The organism is Stenotrophomonas sp. WED208, from assembly GCF_040984485.1.
In the GTDB taxonomy this organism is placed as follows: domain Bacteria; phylum Pseudomonadota; class Gammaproteobacteria; order Xanthomonadales; family Xanthomonadaceae; genus Stenotrophomonas; species Stenotrophomonas riyadhensis.
In genome coordinates this window covers 3636233-3651521 of sequence record NZ_JAZARB010000001.1, presented here as the reverse complement: position 1 = coordinate 3651521, position 15289 = coordinate 3636233, and the positions used below count along the sequence as shown (strand labels likewise).

17 protein-coding genes and 1 tRNA gene are annotated in these 15289 nt (G+C 66.2%); 9 read left to right on the top strand and 9 right to left on the bottom strand.

The genetic code is table 11. From position 1 onward, the window contains the following. The first annotated feature begins 126 nt into the window (after positions 1 to 126). The 7 genes from fabF to VPH47_RS16560 all read left to right on the top strand — a co-directional run bounded on the left by fabF (position 127) and on the right by VPH47_RS16560 (position 6334). Positions 127 to 1389 (top strand): beta-ketoacyl-ACP synthase II, encoded by a 1263-nt coding sequence (fabF, locus tag VPH47_RS16590; RefSeq protein WP_368851296.1) that lies wholly within the window; start codon positions 127 to 129, stop codon positions 1387 to 1389. A 134-nt stretch (positions 1390 to 1523) separates the two neighbouring features. Then, a complete protein-coding gene (locus VPH47_RS16585; protein WP_368851295.1) occupies positions 1524 to 2888 on the top strand; it encodes an aminodeoxychorismate synthase component I in 1365 nt (454 codons plus the stop codon). Between the two features lie 155 nt (positions 2889 to 3043). Next, positions 3044 to 4105, top strand: a complete 1062-nt coding sequence (gene mltG / locus VPH47_RS16580; RefSeq protein ID WP_180854062.1) for an endolytic transglycosylase MltG — start codon at positions 3044 to 3046, stop codon at positions 4103 to 4105. Continuing rightward, a complete protein-coding gene (gene tmk, locus VPH47_RS16575) occupies positions 4102 to 4767 on the top strand; it encodes a dTMP kinase (RefSeq protein WP_312570167.1) in 666 nt (221 codons plus the stop codon). The genes mltG and tmk overlap by 4 nt, the downstream gene beginning before the upstream one ends. Next, on the top strand, positions 4764 to 5720 hold the full coding sequence (locus tag VPH47_RS16570) for a DNA polymerase III subunit delta' (protein WP_368851294.1): 957 nt from the start codon (positions 4764 to 4766) through the stop codon (positions 5718 to 5720). Before tmk ends, VPH47_RS16570 begins: the two co-directional genes overlap by 4 nt. Then, positions 5717 to 6070, top strand: a complete 354-nt coding sequence (locus VPH47_RS16565) for a PilZ domain-containing protein (protein ID WP_004146965.1) — start codon at positions 5717 to 5719, stop codon at positions 6068 to 6070. The genes VPH47_RS16570 and VPH47_RS16565 overlap by 4 nt, the downstream gene beginning before the upstream one ends. A 189-nt stretch (positions 6071 to 6259) precedes the next feature. Beyond that, positions 6260 to 6334: transfer RNA gene (locus VPH47_RS16560), tRNA-Val, on the top strand. Positions 6335 to 6418: 84 nt separating this feature from the next. Here the strand turns inward: VPH47_RS16560 and VPH47_RS16555 are convergent. Together VPH47_RS16555 and VPH47_RS16550 are read right to left on the bottom strand one after the other, a co-directional pair. Further along, on the bottom strand, positions 6419 to 6982 hold the full coding sequence (locus VPH47_RS16555) for a hypothetical protein (protein WP_368851293.1): 564 nt from the start codon (positions 6980 to 6982) through the stop codon (positions 6419 to 6421). Between the two features lie 52 nt (positions 6983 to 7034). Further along, positions 7035 to 7442 (bottom strand): hypothetical protein, encoded by a 408-nt coding sequence (locus VPH47_RS16550; protein WP_368851292.1) that lies wholly within the window; start codon positions 7440 to 7442, stop codon positions 7035 to 7037. A gap of 519 nt (positions 7443 to 7961) precedes the next feature. Here VPH47_RS16550 and VPH47_RS16545 point away from each other — a divergent pair. Continuing rightward, positions 7962 to 8342, top strand: a complete 381-nt coding sequence (locus VPH47_RS16545; RefSeq protein ID WP_110711305.1) for a tautomerase family protein — start codon at positions 7962 to 7964, stop codon at positions 8340 to 8342. Between the two features lie 47 nt (positions 8343 to 8389). Continuing rightward, positions 8390 to 8812 (top strand): hypothetical protein, encoded by a 423-nt coding sequence (locus VPH47_RS16540; protein WP_368851290.1) that lies wholly within the window; start codon positions 8390 to 8392, stop codon positions 8810 to 8812. 67 nt (positions 8813 to 8879) lie between these two features. On the opposite strand, the gene VPH47_RS16535 is transcribed toward VPH47_RS16540, so the two are convergent. The 7 genes from VPH47_RS16535 to VPH47_RS16505 form a co-directional block, all read right to left on the bottom strand. Then, positions 8880 to 9953: a phage late control D family protein gene (locus VPH47_RS16535; protein ID WP_110711308.1), complete on the bottom strand. Its 1074-nt coding sequence runs from the start codon at positions 9951 to 9953 to the stop codon at positions 8880 to 8882. Then, positions 9944 to 10159: a tail protein X gene (locus VPH47_RS16530; RefSeq protein WP_368851289.1), complete on the bottom strand. Its 216-nt coding sequence runs from the start codon at positions 10157 to 10159 to the stop codon at positions 9944 to 9946. The genes VPH47_RS16535 and VPH47_RS16530 overlap by 10 nt, the downstream gene beginning before the upstream one ends. Continuing rightward, positions 10143 to 10610, bottom strand: a complete 468-nt coding sequence (locus VPH47_RS16525) for a phage tail protein (RefSeq protein WP_110711312.1) — start codon at positions 10608 to 10610, stop codon at positions 10143 to 10145. The genes VPH47_RS16530 and VPH47_RS16525 overlap by 17 nt, the downstream gene beginning before the upstream one ends. A 2-nt stretch (positions 10611 to 10612) precedes the next feature. Beyond that, a complete protein-coding gene (locus tag VPH47_RS16520) occupies positions 10613 to 13015 on the bottom strand; it encodes a phage tail tape measure protein (RefSeq protein ID WP_368851288.1) in 2403 nt (800 codons plus the stop codon). A 165-nt stretch (positions 13016 to 13180) separates the two neighbouring features. After that, positions 13181 to 13471: a phage tail assembly protein gene (locus VPH47_RS16515; protein ID WP_005412456.1), complete on the bottom strand. Its 291-nt coding sequence runs from the start codon at positions 13469 to 13471 to the stop codon at positions 13181 to 13183. Positions 13472 to 13551: 80 nt separating this feature from the next. Further along, positions 13552 to 14055 (bottom strand): phage major tail tube protein, encoded by a 504-nt coding sequence (locus tag VPH47_RS16510; RefSeq protein ID WP_110711318.1) that lies wholly within the window; start codon positions 14053 to 14055, stop codon positions 13552 to 13554. Positions 14056 to 14057: 2 nt separating this feature from the next. Beyond that, complete coding sequence (locus VPH47_RS16505; protein WP_110711320.1) at positions 14058 to 15257, bottom strand: phage tail sheath C-terminal domain-containing protein; 1200 nt, start codon at positions 15255 to 15257, stop codon at positions 14058 to 14060. Positions 15258 to 15289 lie beyond the last annotated feature (32 nt).

The window sequence follows — 15289 nt, the reverse complement described above, 5'->3', positions numbered from 1 at the left end:
CGTGCGGGTTGATCCTCGCCGCGCACCGCACCCCATGGGGCCGCTGTTGCGGCCCCGTGTGTTTGGGCATCACATCGAAGCAAACCGAGTTACCCGTAGAAATCATCCGGGTCAGGAGAAACAGCAATGAAGCGTCGCGTCGTCGTAACCGGCCTGGGTATCGTCTCGCCGTTGGGCAATGATCTGGCCAGCAGCTGGGAAGGCATCACCCATGGTCGTTCGGGCATCGGTCCGCTGACCAACGTTTCTGATGCCTACCTGGATCGGTTCACCACCAAGATTGCAGGTGAGGTCAAGGGATTCGACATCACCGCCGACAATGAACTGTTCGGCAGATTCCGGGTCAGCGGCAAGGATGCCAAGAAGATGGACCCGTTCATCCATTACGGCCTCGGTGCCTCGTTCATGGCCCTGCACGACTCGGGCCTGGAGATCACCGACGCCAATGCCGAGCGCATCGGCGCCATCGTCGGCGCCGGCATCGGCGGCCTGCTCGGCATCGAAGAGCAGACCATCGAGTTCCACGAGGGCAAGAAGATCTCGCCCTTCTACGTGCCCAAGACCATCATCAACATGCTGCCGGGCCAGCTGAGCATCATCACCGGCCTGAAGGGCCCGTCGTTCTCGGCGGTGTCGGCATGCGCGACCTCGAACCATTCGATCGGTACCGCGATGCGCATGATCCAGTACGGCGATGCCGACGTGATGGTGGTCGGTGGTGCCGAACGTGGCTCTTCGCCGACCGCCGTGGGCGGCTTCTGCGCGATGAAGGCCATGAGCACCCGCAACGATACCCCGGAACAGGCCTCGCGCCCGTGGGACAAGGACCGTGACGGCTTCGTGCTGGGCGACGGTGCCGGCATCCTGATCCTGGAAGAGTACGAGCACGCCAAGGCGCGTGGCGCGAAGATCTACTGCGAACTGGCCGGCTTCGGCGCCAGCTCCGACGCGTACCACATGACCGCACCCAGCGAGAACGGCGAAGGCGCCGCACGCTGCATGGTCATGGCCATGAAGGACGCCGGCGTGACCCCGGAACAGGTGGGCTACCTCAACGCGCACGGCACCTCCACGCCGCTGGGCGACCTGGGCGAGACCATGGCGATGAAGACCGCCTTCGGCGACCACGCCTACAAGATGATGGTCAGCTCCACCAAGTCGATGACCGGCCACCTGCTGGGCGCTGCCGGCGGCGTGGAAGCGATCTTCTCGGTGATGGCGCTGCAGGACAACGTGATCCCGCCGACCATCAACCTGCAGCAGCCGGGCGAAGGCTGCGACCTGGACTACGTGCCCAACGAAGCACGCCAGGCCAAGGTCGACGTGGTGATGTCCAATGGCTTCGGCTTCGGCGGCACCAACGGCACGCTGATCTTCAAGCGCGTCTGACCGAGTTGTAGAGTCGAGCCATGCTCGACTCCGCCGCTGTGTAGAGTCGAGCCATGCTCGACTGAACGTGCGTCACGCACGAGGAGGCCGCCGCAAGGCGGCTTCCGTGCATCTGAATCCCTGAACTGGCCGCCATGACCCACGCACCGCTGATCCACCCGCTGCCGCACCCGATCGATCTGCTGGCCCTGCAGCAGCACGATCCGGCGCGCTTCCCGCTGCTGATGGAATCCACCGCCTCGGGTACCGCCCAGGGCCGCTGGAGCCTGCTGCTGGCCGCACAGGGCGATTGCCTGCGGCTGGATGCCGACGGCCGGGTGCGCGACCAGCACGACGTGGTACACGCCGGCAGCTTCCTGCAGGTGCTGGACCGCGCCTGGCAGCACGAACGCCTGCCGCACGACGGCAGCCACAGCCTGCCGTTCCGCGGTGGCTGGGCGTTGATGCTGGATTACGAAGTGGCCAGCCAGATCGAACCGGTGCTGCTGGCGCGCGCGCGCGGGGACGGCCGCCCGACCGCGCTGGCGCTGCGCTGCCCGGCGGCGGTGCTGCACGACCACCACAACGAGGCCAGCTTCGTCATCGCCGAAGCCGGCGAGCAGGCATTGCTGGATGCGCTGGTGGCACTGGCCTCGGCCACGCTGCCCGAAGCCGGGCAGGGCTGGCAGCCGCCGCAGTCGGTCGGCGAGGATGCGCCGCAGCGCTTCACCGACGGCGTACGCCGGGTGATCGAATACCTGCGTGCCGGCGATGTGTTCCAGGTGAACCTGTCGCGGCGCTGGAGCGCGCAGTTTGCCGCGCCGGTCAGCCCGCAGGCGCTGTACGCGCAGCTGCGCCGTGCCAACCCGGCACCGTTCGCCGGGCTGTTCAGCGCGCACGGCCGCCACGTGGTCAGTTCCTCGCCCGAGCGGCTGGTGTCGGTGCATGCCGGCCACGCGCAGACCCGGCCGATTGCCGGTACCCGTCCACGCTTCGAAGGCGACGACGATGCTGCGCGCATCCAGGAGCTGGTCGGTCACCCGAAGGAGCGCGCCGAGCACGTGATGCTGATCGACCTGGAGCGCAACGACCTGGGCCGCATCTGCCTGCCCGGTACCGTGGTGGTCGATGAGCTGATGACCGTGGAAAGCTACGCGCACGTGCATCACATCGTCAGCAACGTCAGCGGCCATCTGCGCCCGGAGGTCACGCCCGGCGAGGTGATTGCCGCGACCTTCCCCGGCGGCACCATCACCGGCTGCCCGAAGGTGCGCTGCATGCAGATCATCAGCGAGCTGGAGCAGGTGCCGCGTGGTGCCTACACCGGTGCGTTCGGCTGGTTGAACCGCGATGGCGACCTGGACCTGAACATCCTGATCCGTACCGCCGAAGTGGACGGGCATGAGGTGAGCTTCCGCACCGGCGCCGGCATCGTGGTCGACTCGGACCCGGACAAGGAACTGGACGAGACCCGCGCCAAGGCCCGCGGCCTGCTGCGCGCACTCGGCCAGCAAGGGTAGTGCCGGCCGCTGGCCGGCAACCTCATTCATCCGGGGCCGCGGTTCTGGTGGGTGCCGACCTTGGTCGGCACGGATGCGGGCATCTGCCACCCGGTCATGACCCCAATCCACCGGCACGGTATCCTGCACGACGGAATCGAGTTCAGAGGTAGTCCATGGCGGGAGCCAAGCGCGGGTGTCTGTTCGTGGTAACGCTGGTGGTGGTGCTGGCCGCTGTCGTGGCCGGCGCGGGCGCGTGGTTCTTCTACCAGCAGACCCGGTTCGCCGACGCCCCGATCACCCCGACCGCCGAGAGCATGGTCATCGCCAGCGGCGATGGCATGAACAGCGTGCTGCGCAAGCTGCGCGACGCCGGCGTGGATGAAGGCCAGGACGCGCAATGGCAGCTGCTGGCGCGCCAGCTCGACGCCGCCGGCAAACTGAAAGTGGGCGAGTACGCGCTCAGCGCCGACCTGACCCCGCGCGAACTGCTGCTCCGCATGCGCGCGGGCAAGGTGCTGCAGCACCGCGTCACGATCGTCGAGGGCTGGAACATCCGCCAGCTGCGTGCTGCGCTCAAGCGCGCCGAGCCGCTGCTGCACACCACCGACACCCTGGATGACGCCGCGCTGATGCAGCGTCTCGGTTTCGGGGGCCAGCATCCGGAAGGCCGCTTCCTGCCGGAGACCTATGTCTACCAGCGCGGCGACAGCGATCTGGACGTGCTCAAGCGTGCCCACGCTGCGATGGAGAAGGCGCTGGACGAAGCGTGGGAAAGCCGCGCGCCGGACCTGCCGATCAACACGCCGTACGAACTGCTGACGATGGCCTCGATCATCGAGAAGGAAACCGCGCTGGCCAGCGAACGCCCGCAGATCGCCGGCGTGTTCATGCGCCGCCTGAAGATCGGCATGCGCCTGCAGACCGACCCGACCGTGATCTACGGCATCGGTGCCGCGTATGACGGCAACATCCGCCGTCGCGACCTGACCACCGATACGCCCTACAACACCTATACCCGTGCCGGCCTGACCCCGACCCCGATCGCCATGCCCAGCCGCGACGCGCTGATGGCCGCCGCGCAGCCGCTGTCGGGCGACGCGCTGTACTTCGTTGCCGTCGGCGATGGCAGTGGTGCGCACGTGTTCTCGCCCAGCCTGGACCAGCACAACGCCGCAGTGGCCCGCTACCTGCAGCAGCTGCGCCAGCAACGTACCAAGGAGACCCCGGCGCAATGAGTCCCGCGCTGCTTCGCCACCCGCGTTTCGTCAGCCTGGAAGGCGGCGAGGGCGCGGGCAAGACTACCGCCATCAATGCCATCCGTGACTGCCTGCGCAGCCACGGCCACGAGGTGGTGCTGACCCGCGAGCCGGGCGGTACGCCGCTGGCCGAGCGCATCCGTGGCCTGGTGCTGAAACCCGATGCCGAGATCGCCGCCGAGCCGCTCAGCGCCGAAGCCGAGCTGCTGCTGGTGTTCGCTGCACGTGCGCAGCATGTGCGCCAGGTGATCCAGCCGGCACTGCAGCGCGGCGCCTATGTGCTGAGCGATCGCTTCACCGATTCCAGCTATGCCTACCAGGGCGGTGGCCGTGGCCTCGATCCGCAGTGGATTGCCGATCTGGAACGACGCGCGGTGGGCCTGCTGCCGGGCCTGACCCTGCTACTGGATGTGGATGTGGCCGTGGGCCGCGCGCGCGCCAATGGCCGTGACCTGTGGCCGGACCGCATCGAAAGCGAACAGGATGATTTCTTCCAGCGCGTGCGCGAAGTGTTCCGCAGCCGCGCGCAGCAGGACCCGCAGCGCTTCGCGCTGATTGATGCCGGCCAGGTGCAGGAGCGCGTAGCGGCCGACGTGGTCGCGCGCGTGGAGCGCTGGCTGCAGGGCGGGGAGGGCGCATGAGCACGATCTCGCCGTGGCAGCAGCGCGCGTTCGATCAGACCGTGGCCGCGCTTGATGCCGACCGGCTCGGCCATGGCCTGTTGATCTGCGGCCCGGCCGGGCTGGGCAAGCGCGAGGTGGCACTGGCGCTGGCCGACCACGTGCTGGCGCGCGGTGATGCCGCGCATGCCACGCGCACGCGCCAGCTGATCGCCGCCGGTACCCATCCGGACCTGCAGCTGGTCAGCTTCATTCCGAACAAGAGCGGCGACAAGCTGCGTACCGAGATCGTCATCGAGCAGGTGCGTGAGATCACCGACAAGCTGGCGCTGACCCCGCAGTACGGCGTGGCGCAGGTGGTGATCGTGGACCCTGCCGATGCGATCAACCGTTCGGCGGCCAACGCGCTGCTGAAAACCCTGGAAGAGCCGCAGCCCGGTCGCTACCTGTGGCTGATCAGCAGCGACCCGGCGCGCCTGCCGCAGACCATCCGCAGCCGTTGCCAGCGCCTGGAATTCAAGCTGCCGCCGCAGCACGAAGCGCTGGCCTGGCTGCAGCAGCAGGGCCATAGCGAAGCATCTGCGCGCGAAGCGCTGGAGGCTGCGCGCGGCCACCCCGGCCAGGCCGACAACTGGCTGCGCGAAGATGGCCTGAGCCTGCGCCGCGAAGTGGGCCGCGAACTGGAACAGCTGGCCGCCGGCAAGACCGGCGCGGTGGAGCTGGCGCAGAAGTGGTGCGGTGATGACAACGCGGCGCTGCGCCTGCGCTTTGCGGCCGACCTGGCGCTGGCCCAGGCCAGCACCGATGCCTTGACCACGCCGGAGCGATTGCACAAGCTTGCAGCCTGGTTCGATGCGGCCAACCGCACCCGCGACCTGCTGCGCACCACGGTGCGTGCAGACCTTGCCGTGGTCGAGTTGCTGCTGGCCTGGAACAAGGTGAACGAGCGGCTTGCCGCAAGGGGAAATCGATGAGTGCCAGCAACGCCCGCCAGGGCATCCTGTCCCTGGCCGTGAAGGACAAAGCCGCGCTGTACAGCGCGTACATGCCGTTCGTGAAGAACGGCGGCATCTTCGTGCCCACGCCCAAGCGCTACTTCCTGGGCGACGAGGTGTTCCTGCTGCTGACCCTGCCCGATTCCAGCGAACGCCTGCCGGTGGCTGGCAAGGTGATCTGGGTGACCCCGGCCGGTGCGCAGGGCAACCGTACCGCCGGCATCGGCGTGCAGCTGGCCGATGGCGCCGAAGGCGAGGGCGTGCGCCACAAGATCGAGACCCTGCTGGCTGGCCTGACCAGCTCGGACAAGCCGACCCACACGATGTGAGGCCGCGCAGGGCGGTCCTGTAGAGCCGAGCCATGCTCGGCTGCATGCCCCAAAACGCCTGTGACCCCGCTCCTCTGTAGAGTCGAGCCATGCTCGACTGCAGTCCCCGAAAACGCCCGTGAACACCTATGTGAAAAAGTGTTGACGGCCTCTGAAAAGCCCCTATAATGAGCGGCTCAGCAACACACCGGGCGGTTAGCTCAGCGGTAGAGCATTGCCTTCACACGGCAAGGGTCACAGGTTCGATCCCTGTACCGCCCACCATGTTGCAGAACGAAAAAAGCCTCCAGCAATGGGGGCTTTTTTGTTGCCTGTAGTTCCTCGGCGCTCGCCGAGGCGGGTTCCATCTCAGCCGGGATCCTCCAGCAGTTCGCGGGCCATCATCGCGACACCATCCAACAGGTCGTAGCCACTGCCGGCCCGCACCACCACCGCCAGCAGACTACGGCCCACCTCGGCATTGCCGCCGCTCAGTTCCATCCCGCCTTCAAAGCACAGATCGCCCAACCATTCGTGCGCCTGCTGCTGCCCGTGCTTGCGGACGCGGCGGAACTCCGAAAGCAGCTTGGCCTGGCCGGCTTCGTGCTCGCCATCGGCCAGCAGGCCGATGGCACCGCCGTGTGCCGCGCGCCAGATGGCTGGCAGCGGACGACCGTTCGCGTCCACCACGTCTGGCGAGAACGCGGCGCAGTACATTTCGTAGCGTTTGCCTGCCGTACTGCGGGGCACGATGCCAGCCTCTGCGAGCAGGCGTTCGGCTTCATCCAGTGTGTTGAACTTCAAGCGCAGCAGCGCAGGGCGGCTCAGCTGCTGTGCCAGCGCCTGCTGGTGGGTAGCGAACCAGACGTTCCAGCCCACGCTTGCGCGGCCTTCCAGTGCGGCCTTGAAGTACTCCAGGTGTTCGGCGTCCATTGCGTTCTCCTGCGATTCCCTGCGCGATTGTAGCCACGTGGCGGCCAGTCGCTCAGGCGGTTCCGCCTTCCAGGCAATGGTTGGCTTCGCGCACCAGCTGCCGTGCGGCCACGATCAACCCGTCAGTGTGGAAGGCGCCCAGCTGTTCATCCGGGCCGGCCTCGTTGCGCGCGCGGTCGGCGGCCTGCAGCAGATCGAGCACTGCGGTGAGCCCCGCCATCGAGCGGCGCAGCGACGCGTGATTGCTCGCGGCAAGGGTGAGGCTGCTGCACGGCTGCCCGTCCTCGCCATCGACGTTGTTGATGGCATTGAGGCACGCGAAAAACGCGGGTGACTGCACGGGCAGGTTCTGCTCGTCCAATGCGCACTCGATCTCGCGTGCGATGTCGTCGGGAACCTGGATGGCGATGTCGGCAATCAAGGCATACAGGCGTGGAAACGATGCGGCTCGTTTGGTCATGGCGAAACCCTCACTGGCGCAAGGCCACCTTCGGAGTGAAGGTGGCGGACGGTGCGGGTTGGCGTACCAAGGCAGAAAGGCTCACAGGGAGAAAAGGCCCGGCGGATCTTGCGATCCCCACGCACCGCCCGCCATAGAAGGCAGTCGGTGCATTCTCTTTGCTGCGATCTGGATCGCAACATCCTGTGAGCCTGTTCGTTTATTCGAGACGCCAATCCCGACCAGGGCATGCTGCCTTGGCGATGCGATCATCGATCCACGTAAAGACGGAAGTCATTGAGGAAAGTTGCAACAACGCCAGCCAAGACGGGGTTCCACCATCCATGGGGTAATCCGCGCCTTGTCTGAACGAAGCAGCGCCGCTACACAGCCCAAGTAGATGGCAATCACGTCACCCGGCGCGGGCGCAGACAAACGTGCCATCCATGAAAGCAGACGTTCCATCCATGCGCTGTGCCGCCCCTCCCGACGGGCGTAGTCTCGGCTCACTGTCGTCCCATCTGGCCCTGGAGCCCCGCCATGCCGCTTGCCCGCATCGATCTTCGCAAAGGTAAATCCGCCGACTACCTGCAGCGCGTCGGTGAAGCCATCTACCAGGCCATGCGTGTGGTGGGCGTGCCGGAAAATGATCGCTTCCAGATCTTCCAGGAACACGAGCCCGGCACGTTGATCTACGATCCCGGCTACCTGGGCGTGGACCGCACCGACGATTTCATCTGCATCCAGATCACCTGGAACGAAGGGCGCACGCTGGAGCAGAAGAAGGCGCTGTACGCCGGCATCGCCGAGGGCCTGCACGCGGCGGTGGGCATCCGCCGCGAGGACGTGTTCATCAACCTGGTGGAAGTGAAGAAGGAGAACTGGTCGTTCGGGAACGGCCAGGCGCAGTATGTGATCTGATACCGTGCCTGGGCGCATGGGCCCGTCAAGCCAGCAGGGAGTGTCACATGGGGAGCAGGATCTTCCGGACGTTGGGCATTGCCTTGGTCCTGTGGGGCGTGCTGGCGCCCGGCAGAGGCTCGGCAGCCGACCCCATGCGAACCGCGCTGCCCATCGTGACGTTGAAGATGAAGGCCGAGCAGATGCTGGACAGCATTCACAGGATGCCGCCGCTGGAGGGTGCTCAGAAGCAGGACATCAGTGGCTTTGTGAAACAGCAGCTGCCGCCCCGGATGGGCCTGTTGAACGTCAAGTCAGCCTTCGAAGATATTCCCACCGCGCGGATATCCCGACCGGCTGAAGGTGTGCTGGTTGTGCGCGACGAAAGAAGACGCTGGCTGTGGTCCCGTACCCATGTCGTGGTGATGACCTATCGCTTCACCTACATGCCAGAGCAAGCCAAAGTGCACGCAGTGCGATACACGGAGTAGCGCCGGCAGGTCGTAGCAGTGTTACAGCAACTGGATCGGGAGAACCGCATCCGCGCCCCGCCTGGATCTACACCTCGCTGCCGACCTGCTCGCCTTCGGTCGCTGGCGCGCTGCTGGCCGCCTTCACCGCGTCGGCACTGTTGGGTTGTTCGCACTCGATGCTGGTCACGTAGCCCTCGTGGCTGATGTTGTGCTCGGCGCGCTTGACCAGCCACCGCCCATCCACGCCGTCGCGGAAGCCCCGCATCACCACCGTGGCTTCGGCCATCAGCGTCTCGCGGCCGGGCAGGGTGTAGCTGAGCGTGCGCGTCTGCCGGGCTTGTTCCTGGTGCTTGGCGCGTGCTGCGGCTTCGGCGGTTTCGCGGTCGGCGTAGGCCATGCGCAGGCGCACGATCGGTTCACCGCTGCCCAACTTCACCTCCTGGCGCGTGGCACCGCGTACATCGCGATAGTAGGCAATGGTGGTGCCGGTTTTCTCGCGTGAGACGATGCTCACCTTGTAGCTACTGCCATCGGCGGGGGTCAGGGTGACGTCGGGAATGCGCTCACCGCTTGCACTGGTGGAGTCGCCCCGTTTGACGAACATCAGGCGGCCGCCGCCCGGCTTGGCGATGGCATCGTGCTGCTTGGCCAGGCGCAGCAGCAGGTTCATGTCCGATTCCTGCGACTGCACCGTCAGCGGCAGCACGATCGATGCCAGCGATCCACTCACGGCGGCGCTCAGTCCGTGTTCGGCGGCCATGCGCTGCACCATGCCACCGATCGTCGTGCCCTTCTTCCAGGTGCGCGTCTTCTGTGTCTGCAGTTCGTTCTTGCCGCCCTTGCTGGCCTCGAACGGTGCGGCGCGCGCGCGCAGGGTCATGCTGCCCGGGTAGCCGGAAATCTCCACCTCGTCGCAGATGTACAGGCCCATGCGCCGCACTTCGCCGTCATAGCCGATGAAGGCTTCCAGCTCCGCGCCTGCCGGCGGCAGCTGGATCGGATCGGACGGATCATGGTCGGCCAGCTGCAGCTCCAGCATGTCCGAGCTGTTGTCGGTCTCGTCGGTGATGCGCAGTGATTTGAAGCGCGACATGATCTTGTCGGTGATGTCCTGGCTGTTGGCCACCACGCGGAATGCCGGTGCGATGTTCAATCCCACAGGGCCACTCCCTTGCGTTCGCCGGCAGGGCGCTGCACGTCCGGCAGGGTGATCGCCACGCCCGCAGGCAGTATCGCGCCGCGCGCGGCCAGGCCCGGGTTGGCATCGAACACCGCGCGCAGGATGGCCGGTGATTGTTCGCCATAGTGCGCGTACGCGATGCGGTCGACGACGTCGCCGTCGCGGGTGTTATACGTTCGTGCCATCGCTGTGCTTCCGCAGGGAGAGGGTGAATTCGTGCCGCTGGATTCCCGCATCGACGGTGAAACCGGAGGCGGTGGCGTCGATCTTGTCGATGACCCACAGCCCCAGGTTCCCGCCCTTGCCGGTCAGCAGCCGCTGTGGCTTGCCCTGCGCTGCCAGCTTGCGCAGCTGCGAGAGCTCATTGCCGGCGCCCCGGAACTGATAGTGGATGACGCCGGGCAGCGTCATGCTGGCCTTGCCGGGGCCGGTGTACTGCAGGGCGGCCATCTGCCCGATGCGCTCCTGCGCAGCCCAGCCATACTCGTTGCTCTGCTGGATGTTCTGGAACACGGCGGTGTTGAGGCTGAACTTGAAGCCCCCCAGCATCAGCAGCACCGGGGCATTGCCGGAGTCGTTGCTCTGGAAACGGGACAACAGCTTGTCGATGGATGCGGTTACGAACTCGCGCTTCATGCTTAGTTCCTGTCTGCCAGGCTGCCACGGGCGGCGAGCGCGTTGCGACGCTGCAGCTCGTCTGCAGTGCGACGTGCCACCGATTCGCTGGATTCACCGGGTTGCTGGTGGATGGTGATGTTGTTGGTCTGTTGCTGCTGCACGGTGGTCGGTGCACGCATCGTGGGCGAGGGCATGTCCGGCGCCCGGCGTCCCTGCGCGCCGCTCAGCTCGGCCATGCGGCGGTTCAGGCCATCGTTGTCGTTGGTGCCGACCGCGTACGCCACGCGTGCCATGTCACCGATGCCACCACCGCCGCGCGCCTTCATGCCGCTGTAGATGTTGGCGGCGCCCACCGCGGTCTGCAGCCCGCCCTCGGCGACCTCCAGCGCTTTGTCCTTGGCAGCCCCTACGCCACCACCAAGCTTGTCCATGAACCAGCCGACGCCTTCGATGACCGGCTTGAGCTTCTCCAGGATGCGGTCGAACGCTGCGGTCGCCTTCTGGCTGATCGACTCCCAGATGTTGCCAAGGGTCTCGTTGATGAAGCCGGCGACGGTGCCGAGCATCTCGCCCAGCCACACCACCGCCCCCACCACGCCGCCGATGACCTGGATCACCAGCCGGAAGTTGGTCAGCAGCGCCTCACCCACCAGCGAGCCGATCTGGGCGACGCGTGACAATTCATTGCCGGTGTACTGCGCCGGTTCCAGCATCTTCGACAGCCAGTCCCAGGCCTGGCCGATCAGCCCGCTCATGACTTCCCAGGCGGGGCGCAGTGGTTCAACCGCGCGCATCAGTTCACCCATCGCCGCGGTGCCTGCACCGCTCAGGCCTTCCCATACGCCGCCCAGGAATGCCTTGATCGGTTCCCAGTACTTGCGCACCAGCAGGGCGCCGGCGGTGATGGCGGCGACCGCAACGGCGATGGGGCCACCGCCGATGGCACCCACGGCAGTGGCGACGATGCGGAAGCCCGATGCCAGGCGCATGGCCATCGGCCCGAAGCGCCCCAGCTGTGCCAGCAGGCTGCCGCCACGGAACAGCTCGAAGGCCTTCTGCACGCCCAGGATCGGGCCCTGCAGGAACGTCCAGGCGTAGCGTGCGCCGAGCACCGCCGTGCGCATGCCCAGCATGCCGACCACGATCTGCGTGGTGTTGGCGATCAGCTTCGGGTTTTCCTGCACGAACGAGGTGACCCCGTTCAGCAGTTCGGTCAGCTTGACCGCGGCCTCGCCCACCGCCGGCAGCAGCGCTGCACCGAACGCCTTGGACAGGTTGTCCACGGCGATCTTCGCGCCTTCGATCTTCTGCGGATCGGTCTGCATCGCATCGGCATAGGCGGCATCGGTGGTACCCGCCGATCCGTTCAGTGCCTTGTCGCGGACGCGGATGTAGGTATCCCAGTTCTCGATCATCGGCTGGACGAAGTCCTTCGCCTGCGCATCGCTGAACAGGGTGCCGATCTTCTTCTGGTCGCCCGCTGTGGCCTTGATGATCCCCTGCATCGCGGCATCGAAGGGATTGCCACCACTCGTCTGTGCCTCGCCGATGATCTTGCGCAGATCCAGGTTCAGGCTCTTCTTGGCCTTCGCCTGCAGGTCCGGGGACAGTACGGCCGACATGAAACTCTTCATGTTGCTGGCGGCCTTGTCGGCACCGCCGGCCGAATCCAGCGTGGCCTCAAGTGCCGCACCCAGCGTGGCGGCCGCTGACGTGCCCTGCAGCTTCATCGCTTCGAACGACGAGCCCAGTGTGGGCAGCACCTCGGCCATGTCCTTCAGGCCCAGGCTGCCCTGCTGGCTGTTCACCACCAGCACGTCCAGCGCGCTCTGCATGCGCGAGGGATCGATGTCGAACGAGCGCTGCAGGCTGGCGGCCGCCTTGGCAACGTCATCGATGCTGGCACCGGTGACGGTGGTGGTCCGTCCAACGGCGCCGAGGCTGGCCTGCGCGGACTGTGCATCCATGCCGGCCGCGACCATCAGCTTGATCGACCGCTGCAGATCGTCGGCGCCCTGGTTGGTTGCATGCGACTGCTGCAGGATCGCCTGGCCGAGCGCACTCACCTGCGCGCGGCTGAGGTTGGCTGCCACGCCGATCTGCTGGTTCTGGCGGGCGAAGCCGGAGGCGTTCTCGACCGGCTTAGCCAGTGCGGTGACGGCGGTGCCGAGTGTGCCGCGCGCTGCTTTGAACGAGGCGCCGAGTTTCTCGCGCTTCTCCAGGTTGGCGGTGCGCTTGGCTTCGACACGCTCCAGCGCTTCCTGTGAGGCGCGCAGCGCATCGGCCTGCGCGCGCATGCGGGTGTATGCGGTGCCCGACTTCTTCATCGCGGCGAGCTTGAGCTCCAGCTTGCCGGCTTCATCGCCGAGGCGCTTCACGCCATCATTGGCGAAGGACAATGCGTCCTTCAGCGATTTGGACACCGAGCCGCCGATCGTGATCGTTGTCGTTTGAACGTTATTGGCCATGTACCGGCAACCCCTGAATCCACCAGATGAACTTCGACACCCGCAGCGTCATGATCTCGCGCAGGCCCCAGCCGGTATGTCCGGCCAGGGCGAGCACTCCCTGCCTGATCTGCGGCAGGGTCAGGTGGTAAAAAGCGCCACGCCTGCCTGCAGCCGGGCGTAGTCGCGCAGCGGCATCTTGCGCACGTCGTCAGGCGAGATCTCGCACAGGTTGGCGATCATCCGCACCTCACGCTGGGCGTCGCTGCCCTTGTCGTCCTGGTAGCGCTCCATGTCTTCCACGGTCGGTTCGCGCATGCGCAGCACGGCGGTTTCCATGCCGTTGACCTGGCGCGGGCGGGTGAGGGTGATCTCGGCAAAGCCATCGCGCTCGATGACGGTGTCGGTGGGGGTCTTGGTCTTGCTGGACATGAAGGTGTTCCTGGAATGCGATGCGGTGCGATGGATGCGGGGGCGCGAGGCGCCCCCGTGTTTCTCGGTGCGGTGCCGGCTCAGATGCCCAGCGCGCCGCGGATGCCGGCCAGCACGTCCACGCCACCCTGGCGCGCGATCATGTTGACCACGTCGATCTCCTGCACGACCTGGGCACCATGGGTCAGCTTGTAGTAGCTCAGCGCCAGGTTGACCTTGATCGTGCCCTTCTCGCCAACCTTGGTTTCGCCGCGGTCCAGCAGCTTCACCTTGCCGCGCATGTTGTGCACGACCTGGGTCACTTCGCCGTCATCGCCTTCCAGCGCCTCGCGGGCGGTGAAGCCGTACTCCTTGCTTTCGATGACGTGGAACTTGCTCATGATCTCCGCGTCGTCGGAGGCGAACTCGACATCGGCGGTGAGCTTTTCATGGCCGAGCACGATCTCGGTCGGGGCGAGCATGCCGCCGGCCTGGAAGTCCTCGGTCTTCAGCGACAGCTTCGGTGCAGTGAAGGACATCACGCTGCCGGCATAGCCCTTGCCGTCGACGTAGAAGTTGAAGTTTTTGCGGATCTTGCGCGCCATGCTTAGAAGATCTCCGAGACGTAGTTGTTGTTCATGTGCATGCGGAAGGTCAGCTGCTCACCCGGGTAGGTCGGGGTGAAGTCGAAGTCCCAGAAGAAGCGGCCCTGGGCCACGCTGTCCGCTGCGTTCAGTTCAGGGTCGATCCAGCAGTTGCCGCCGAGGATCGCGCCCTGGGTCTTCAGACCGCGCAGGAAGGCGTTGACGCCCTCGCGCACGTCGTCGACGTAGGTCTTGCTGATGCCGCGATCGACGGCCCACAGATGAGCAGCCTCGAGGCTGTCGGCAATGATGTCGGCAGTGCGCACCACGCACAGGAACTGCCACTTCTGGTCGCTGCTGGCGGTACGGTTGCCCCACAGGCGGAAGCCACCTTCGCGGATGATGGTCGCCACGTTCGACTGGTTCAGCAGGTTGGCGCGGCTGGTCGCGTCGGACAGGCCGAAGTCGATCGCACGCGCGGTACCGACCACGCCGTTGAGTTCCAGGTTCGACGGCGATGCCCACCAGCCGCGTTCGTTGTCGCTGCGGGCGATGGCGCCGGCCACGGCACCGGAGGCGTAGCGGGTGACGATGGCATCACCGGACTGCACCAGCAGCGCCGGGTCGACCACGTAGACGCGCTTGGAGCCGGTCAGGGCGGTGGTGCTCTTGGCAGCGTCGTCGGTGCTGTTCGGGCCATCCTTGATGATCACCGCGCGCAGCTTGTCGGCGATGCCGAGCAGTTCCGCTACGACCGGGTTGGCCAGCAGTTCGGTGTCGCGCTTTTCGTGGGTGTGGGTGAAGCCCGGCACCGCCAGGATGCGTGGCTTGATGCCCACGACCGACTTTGCCGCCAGCAGTGCATGCACGCCGGTGTAGGCACCGGTCTGCGCGTTCACGCCGCCCAGCACGTTGGCCAGGGTGTCGTTCTCGGTGGCGCCCTTCTCGACGCGGACAACGACGACGACCGCGTTGGACTGGTCGAAGATGGCGTCGAGCTGGCCCGGGAGGGTGCCCTCATCGACTTCGGTGGCGGTGCCGGCGAGCAGTTTGGCTGCCTGCGAACGCGAGGTCACCAGGACCGGGGTGTTGTACGGGAAGGCGATCTTGTCGGCGCGGGGCGCGGTGCCCACGATGCCGATGACGCTGGTCGAGGCAACAGCGATCGAGCGGGAACCACCATCGATGTTGACGACCTGCACGCCATGCAGAAATTCGGCCATGCGTTGTTTTTTCCTTGGTTGGGTGGGTGCTG

Coding starts and splice junctions, on each gene's coding strand:
- fabF (WP_368851296.1), top strand. CDS start 127: ATGAAGCGTCGCGTCGTCGTAACCGGCCTGGGTATCGTCTCGCCGTTG.
- VPH47_RS16585 (WP_368851295.1), top strand. CDS start 1,524: ATGACCCACGCACCGCTGATCCACCCGCTGCCGCACCCGATCGATCTG.
- mltG (WP_180854062.1), top strand. CDS start 3,044: ATGGCGGGAGCCAAGCGCGGGTGTCTGTTCGTGGTAACGCTGGTGGTG.
- tmk (WP_312570167.1), top strand. CDS start 4,102: ATGAGTCCCGCGCTGCTTCGCCACCCGCGTTTCGTCAGCCTGGAAGGC.
- VPH47_RS16570 (WP_368851294.1), top strand. CDS start 4,764: ATGAGCACGATCTCGCCGTGGCAGCAGCGCGCGTTCGATCAGACCGTG.
- VPH47_RS16565 (WP_004146965.1), top strand. CDS start 5,717: ATGAGTGCCAGCAACGCCCGCCAGGGCATCCTGTCCCTGGCCGTGAAG.
- VPH47_RS16555 (WP_368851293.1), bottom strand. CDS start 6,982: ATGGACGCCGAACACCTGGAGTACTTCAAGGCCGCACTGGAAGGCCGC.
- VPH47_RS16550 (WP_368851292.1), bottom strand. CDS start 7,442: ATGACCAAACGAGCCGCATCGTTTCCACGCCTGTATGCCTTGATTGCC.
- VPH47_RS16545 (WP_110711305.1), top strand. CDS start 7,962: ATGCCGCTTGCCCGCATCGATCTTCGCAAAGGTAAATCCGCCGACTAC.
- VPH47_RS16540 (WP_368851290.1), top strand. CDS start 8,390: ATGGGGAGCAGGATCTTCCGGACGTTGGGCATTGCCTTGGTCCTGTGG.
- VPH47_RS16530 (WP_368851289.1), bottom strand. CDS start 10,159: ATGGCACGAACGTATAACACCCGCGACGGCGACGTCGTCGACCGCATC.
- VPH47_RS16525 (WP_110711312.1), bottom strand. CDS start 10,610: ATGAAGCGCGAGTTCGTAACCGCATCCATCGACAAGCTGTTGTCCCGT.
- VPH47_RS16515 (WP_005412456.1), bottom strand. CDS start 13,471: ATGTCCAGCAAGACCAAGACCCCCACCGACACCGTCATCGAGCGCGAT.
- VPH47_RS16510 (WP_110711318.1), bottom strand. CDS start 14,055: ATGGCGCGCAAGATCCGCAAAAACTTCAACTTCTACGTCGACGGCAAG.
- VPH47_RS16505 (WP_110711320.1), bottom strand. CDS start 15,257: ATGGCCGAATTTCTGCATGGCGTGCAGGTCGTCAACATCGATGGTGGT.